The sequence below is a fragment of the Janthinobacterium foliorum genome, from assembly GCF_978021625.1.
On the sequence record NZ_CDXDQE010000125.1, the window covers coordinates 1 to 255 of the forward strand.

A 255-nucleotide genomic window follows, 5' to 3' on the forward strand; every position below is an offset into this window, starting at 1 on the left:
GTTGTCCTTACCTTCGGCCGTGATGATGGTGGCAGCCACGTCCAGGGTACCGTTGGTGTTGACGGGAATGTCGCCGTAGATGAAGTTCTGGCGCACGGCCGAACGGGTGCCGAGGATGGCGCCCGTCACGGGATCGCGGGCGTTGATGTCGTTATCCTTGAAGAAGGCGTACGAGAATTTGCCCGGGCCCACGGGAATGCGGTCCAGGCCGGCACCCGTGCCGTTCATGTTGATGTATTGCAGATCCAGCATGTG

The 255-nt window shown here is 60.8% G+C and carries 1 protein-coding gene; it reads right to left on the bottom strand.

The features are described 5' to 3' along the window. Positions 1-255 (bottom strand): carbohydrate porin (locus ACZ92H_RS29815; protein ID WP_465052007.1); only part of this gene is annotated, 255 nt, incomplete at both ends.